The organism is Novosphingobium endophyticum, assembly GCF_014640675.1.
GTDB classification, from domain to species: domain Bacteria; phylum Pseudomonadota; class Alphaproteobacteria; order Sphingomonadales; family Sphingomonadaceae; genus Novosphingobium; species Novosphingobium endophyticum.
Map to the genome: position 1 here is coordinate 1 of NZ_BMHK01000116.1, position 555 is coordinate 555.

Consider the following 555-nt stretch of genomic DNA (forward strand, 5'->3'; position numbering starts at 1 on the left):
CGACTATCACATCGCTCTCGAACGGCACCATTACTCGGTGCCGCACCGCTTTGCCCGCCGCGAGGTGGAGGTGCGCTTCACGGCCCGCACGGTCGAGATCTTTCTGGGATCCGAGCGCATTGCCGTGCACATGCGCGGGTCCGGCAATGGCCGGCATACCACGGTCCCCGAGCACATGCCGTCCAGCCATCGTCGCTACGGCGAATGGACGCCGGCGAAGATCCGCGAGGCAGCGAACCGAATCGGCCCGATGCTCTCGCTGCTGGTCGAGAAGATCATCGAGGCCAAGCCGCATCCCGAGCAGGGTTACCGCTCGTGCCTCGGGATCATCGGCCTGGCAAAGCGCTTCGGCGCCGACCGGCTTGAAGCCGCCGCGCTGCGCGCGCTGGAGATCCAGGCGCGCAATTACCCTTCGGTCAAATCGATCCTCGAGAAGGGGCTCGACAAGGCGCCCGTGCCGAAATCCCCGGAGCGCGAACCGATCCTGCACACCAACATCCGCGGCTCGGACTATTACCACTGAAAGGACGTGAGTATGCTGAAACATCCCACCCT

Annotated in this window: 1 protein-coding gene; it reads left to right on the forward strand. The window is 64.7% G+C overall.

The window, feature by feature from the left end:
• Window positions 1-523 (forward strand): Mu transposase domain-containing protein (locus IEX32_RS20485; protein ID WP_188773368.1); only part of this gene is annotated, 523 nt, incomplete at its 5' end.
• Between the last annotated feature and the right edge of the window lie 32 nt (window positions 524-555).